This window comes from Sulfuricurvum sp., assembly GCF_023250475.1.
In the GTDB taxonomy this organism is placed as follows: domain Bacteria; phylum Campylobacterota; class Campylobacteria; order Campylobacterales; family Sulfurimonadaceae; genus Sulfuricurvum.
Genome location: NZ_JAHFAQ010000159.1, coordinates 1 through 4,045, shown reverse-complemented (window position 1 = coordinate 4,045; position 4,045 = coordinate 1). Strand labels below are relative to the sequence as shown.

General features: G+C 48.9%; 5 protein-coding genes. 1 reads left to right on the top strand and 4 read right to left on the bottom strand.

Annotated features, from left to right (window positions below):
• From Q0C19_RS11290 to mnmH, 4 genes are all read right to left on the bottom strand, one after another.
• The coding region (locus tag Q0C19_RS11290) for a sulfurtransferase TusA family protein (protein WP_295056059.1) at positions 1 to 591 on the bottom strand (591 nt) is incomplete at its 3' end.
• Complete coding sequence (locus tag Q0C19_RS11285; RefSeq protein ID WP_295056057.1) at positions 591 to 1,679, bottom strand: transglutaminase-like domain-containing protein; 1,089 nt, start codon at positions 1,677 to 1,679, stop codon at positions 591 to 593. The genes Q0C19_RS11285 and Q0C19_RS11290, both read right to left, overlap by 1 nt.
• Before the next feature lie 4 nt (positions 1,680 to 1,683).
• The gene (gene selD / locus Q0C19_RS11280; protein WP_295056055.1) at positions 1,684 to 2,718 is read right to left on the bottom strand and encodes a selenide, water dikinase SelD; all 1,035 of its coding nucleotides are present in this window, start codon (positions 2,716 to 2,718) and stop codon (positions 1,684 to 1,686) included.
• Positions 2,702 to 3,712 (bottom strand): tRNA 2-selenouridine(34) synthase MnmH, encoded by a 1,011-nt coding sequence (mnmH, locus tag Q0C19_RS11275; RefSeq protein WP_295056053.1) that lies wholly within the window; start codon positions 3,710 to 3,712, stop codon positions 2,702 to 2,704. The genes selD and mnmH overlap by 17 nt, the downstream gene beginning before the upstream one ends.
• Positions 3,713 to 3,814: 102 nt before the next feature.
• Here mnmH and Q0C19_RS11270 point away from each other — a divergent pair.
• Positions 3,815 to 4,045, top strand: a 231-nt coding sequence (locus Q0C19_RS11270) for a YaeQ family protein (RefSeq protein WP_295056051.1), incomplete at its 3' end; no start/stop codon positions are given.

The window sequence follows — 4,045 nt, the reverse complement described above, 5'->3', positions numbered from 1 at the left end:
TACCTCATAATAGTGATAGAAAAGGGCGGCAAGGCTAAAGAGAAACAATCCCCAAAAAAGGATCAGGAGGATTTTGGAGGTGAGGCTTGGGACGCAGTCGCATTCGATCTGTTTTTTGATCACCATTTGGTAAAATCCGATGCTCAGCATCAAAACGGCAAAGGCGGTAAACAGCCAGCGATAACTGTTGAGCTCAGGAACATTGATAACCCCGGCGAAGGAGATTCCGAATACCATAAAAAGGGTCGGAACAATGCAGCATGAAGCGGATAGAAGCGCCGTGATGAGTGCACCGAAGAGCACGAGTACCGCACTGCGTCTCTCCTGCTGCATCATGACATCGATGGGGTTCTCCTCGTCGTTCTCAACGTATCCTCTTCCTTTAACGATAGTGAGGCGTGTCGCTCCATCATTGAGAGTCTCTTCGGTAAAGGTGCAGTGTTGTGAGAGGGCGAAGCGTTTGCAGTTTTCCCGTCCGCTGAGGGTGTTCACCTCTACGGTGAGAGTCGCATCTTCAGGGAGGGCATCGAGTGCTTTTTTCGTCTCCAGTACGGGACGCGGGCAATCCATATCACGGCAGTCGAGAATCATCAAACCTCTTTTGCGGAGCGGATCGTATAACGATAGCTTTTCGGCTCGAAAGGATCGAGATATTCGCCGTCCACTTCGCCGTACGGGTAGCCGAACGAATCGAGCGAGCCTTGGGTATTGGCGGGGTAGAGGTCAAAATCTCGGGCGTGGTTGAGGGCCATCCAGTTGTTCTCCCAAAAGCCGAAGAACTTGTTTGCCAGTTCCATTGCACGGGGGGAGTTTTTCTCGATTCCCTCTTTGAGTACCAGTTTGGTGATATCGGCAGGATCGCACGGTATCCACCCTATATTTGGAATAAAAAATTCCACTTTGCAGTGTTGCGCTTTGGTGATATCTTCGCCCGCGCCGAATGCTGGAGAGAGACGAGAATCTCCGACACGAATCCCCATGACTTCCCGTGCGGGGATATTCGATGCCCTCATCAGCGCGACACAGAGCGCCGACATATCGAGGCATTTGCCCCCCATACGACCCTCTCGTTCGAGTTGGGAGAGCATAGCGTTGGGGCTTCCGACTCCGCACCCTTTGACACTCTCGTCGCGGTAGCCGTTGGCAATAATCCAATCGTAGATTTTTCGGGCTTTTTTGAGGGGATCTTTTTCTCTTCCGATAATATTTTTAGCAACTTTGCCAACCGCTCCATCCGTCGGAATATGGGCGGTAGGCATTAAAAATTCACGAGATTGTTCGAGTATTTCGGGGCAGATCCGTTTGGGACGGAAGTCGCATTGACGATCTCTGAGTGCTACGGTCATTGAGAGTCCGAGTGTTTTACTCACGGCACTCTTCTCCCAACGGGCATAAAAGGTACGCGCGCCGTAACGGTTGTGGTCGCTTTCGAAATGGGTCTCTGCCTCGGTTGAATTTTCAAGCTTGATAAGGCGCTGGAATCCGCTGATATCAGAGGGGAGGGGAACCCAAAGGGCGCACTCTTTATCCTTATGAAGGGAGAGATCAAAGCTCCAGCGGATGTCATAGAGGGCAAGCCCTTCATTGAACTTCGAAGTTGAGGCGGCGGTTAGAAAAGAGGGGGTCAGGCAAATAGCCCCTGAAACAGCGGTAATTTTCATAAATTCGCGTCGGTGCATCGTGTTATCCTACAATAATATCGGTATCGGTTTTAGCGATAACCTGTGCGACAATCGCTGAGGGTATCCCTTCCTCAAGAGAACGTTCTACAATACGGCGGGCATTTTCAGGAGTCGCAGCGATCAAAAGTCCCCCTGATGTCTGCGCATCAAAAAGGATCATCTCCATATCGGCTCCAATATCACGTTTGAAGTGTACTTTGGATTCGAGATACTCTTTGTTGGCATAGCTTCCCGCAGGGATAATTCCCATAGAGGCCATCGGTAACGCTTCGGCAAAAAACGGGATGGCGGAGCACTCTACTTCTATCGTTTTAGTGCCTCCGCTCATCTCCGCTAAATGACCTAAAAAGCCGAATCCCGTTACATCGGTACACGCATGCGCGTCAAATTCCCGTGCGATCAATGAGGCTTTATAATTAAGAGTACGCATCGTATCAGCGACTTTGATCACAATCGGTTCATCTAGAAGATCGGCTTTTATAGCAGTTATTAAAATCCCCAATCCCAGAGGTTTGGTGAGGACGATCAAATCTCCCACATGAGCTGTGTTGTTACGCAAGATTTTATCAGGGTGGACAAATCCGGTACAGGATAGGCCATAGAGCATCTCAGGCGTCTCGATCGTATGTCCCCCGACGATTACCGCTCCGCACTCTTGCACTTTGCTCTGCCCGCCTCGGAGAATCTCAGTCAAGATTTCGGTAGGGTGATTTTTGCCGTCGAATCCGACGAGGTTGAGTGCCGTTTTGGCATCACCTCCCATCGCGAACACGTCGCTTAGAGAGTTCGCCGCCGCAATTTGACCGTAGATGAAGGGGTCATCCACGACGGGGGTGATAAAATCGACCGTCTGCACCATCGCCAGGCTTTCATTGATCCGATAAACCCCCGCATCTTCATTCCCCTCAAATCCGACGAGGAGATCTTTATGAAACGATTTCAGATGGCAGGTGACATTTTCGAGCGAGCCGGGGGAGAGTTTGGCGGCACATCCCGAAGCACGGACGAATTTCGTCAGTTTAGCGCTGTTGTTCATCTTGAATTCCTCTGAGAATGTCGAGTGTTTTTGAGTGATCATCGTTGTGGATACTCATATCGGGTTTGATCGTCACTTTGTACACTTTATCATAATACTGTGTCAACAAGATTTCGGAAACTCTGGGCAAATCACCGTTCTCAAATGCGTCGATGGCAGAGGTTTTATGGTCACGGCTGATGTAGGGGGAAATTCGTTCCATCCGTTCCATAAAGAAGGTTTCATCCATTGCATCGTACATCCGCATGATCCGTTCAATACGCTGTTCTATGGGAGCTGTAATCTCAATTCGAAATCCCTCTTCCATTTTTTTGTAGAGAGAAGCGGGGAGCATGATTTTTCCGATCCGTTTGCTTTCGGCTTCGACAAACCCCTTTTTTTCAGGTTTTAGGGCGAGGAGGGCATGGGTGAGTCGATTTTGGAACTCTTTTTGGGTGGGCTGCGCCCCGTTGACATCGCCGAATACCGAACCGTAATGGTTGGCCATTTTTTCAAGATCGACCACATTTTCCAATTCATTGAGAAGGTCGCTTTTTCCGCACCCCGTATTTCCGGCAAGAGTTATAAAATTGAGCGGAGGGATATCTTCCAAATATCCGGTAACAAAGGTACGGTACGATTTGTAACCGCCGATAACACGGTCAATCCGATAACCGATGTCGGATAAAATCGTTCCCAGCGATGAGGAACGCATACCGCCGCGCGCGCAATAGATCGCAATTCTGGAGTTTGGGGTAAATGCCGGATAGATATCGTGAATATGGCGGGCGGCATTGAGGCAGACGTAGGAAGCCCCTTTTACGCGTGCTTCAAAAGGGGATATTTGTTTATAAATTATACCGATTTCGTGATGTTCTTCGTTATTCAGTGCATAAAAATTTTGCGCCAAAGGGATATGGGACTCACCGTATTCGTGCGGGCTTCGCGCATCGATGATGAGGTCATAGGTATGGGAAGATTCTAAAAAGGTTTCAATCGGTATGGTTTGTATCATTCAAAATTCTACCATTTATCGGCTAATAGCCCGATTAGAGCTGAGTATAGAATGGTTACTAAGCCCTGTTGTGTCATAGTTGCATACTTACAAGGAGTTCTCATGGCCGCAGGTTCGACGATTTACAAAGTACAGCTCAATATAGCCGATATGGATCGAAATTACTATGAGACCCATGAGATCACAATAGCCCAACACCCCTCAGAAACCGATCAGCGTCTTATGGTTCGTCTTGCGGCATATGCACTTAATGCAAGCGATCGAATGGTGATAACCAAAGGGATCGGTGGGGATGATGAGCCGGAATTATGGGAAAAAAACTACGGCGGAGAG

What these genes read in the sequence shown, in the direction of transcription:
- mnmH (WP_295056053.1), bottom strand. Translation starts at nt 3,712, where the DNA reads ATGATACAAACCATACCGATTGAAACCTTTTTAGAATCTTCCCATACC.
- selD (WP_295056055.1), bottom strand. Translation starts at nt 2,718, where the DNA reads ATGAACAACAGCGCTAAACTGACGAAATTCGTCCGTGCTTCGGGATGT.
- Q0C19_RS11285 (WP_295056057.1), bottom strand. Translation starts at nt 1,679, where the DNA reads ATGCACCGACGCGAATTTATGAAAATTACCGCTGTTTCAGGGGCTATT.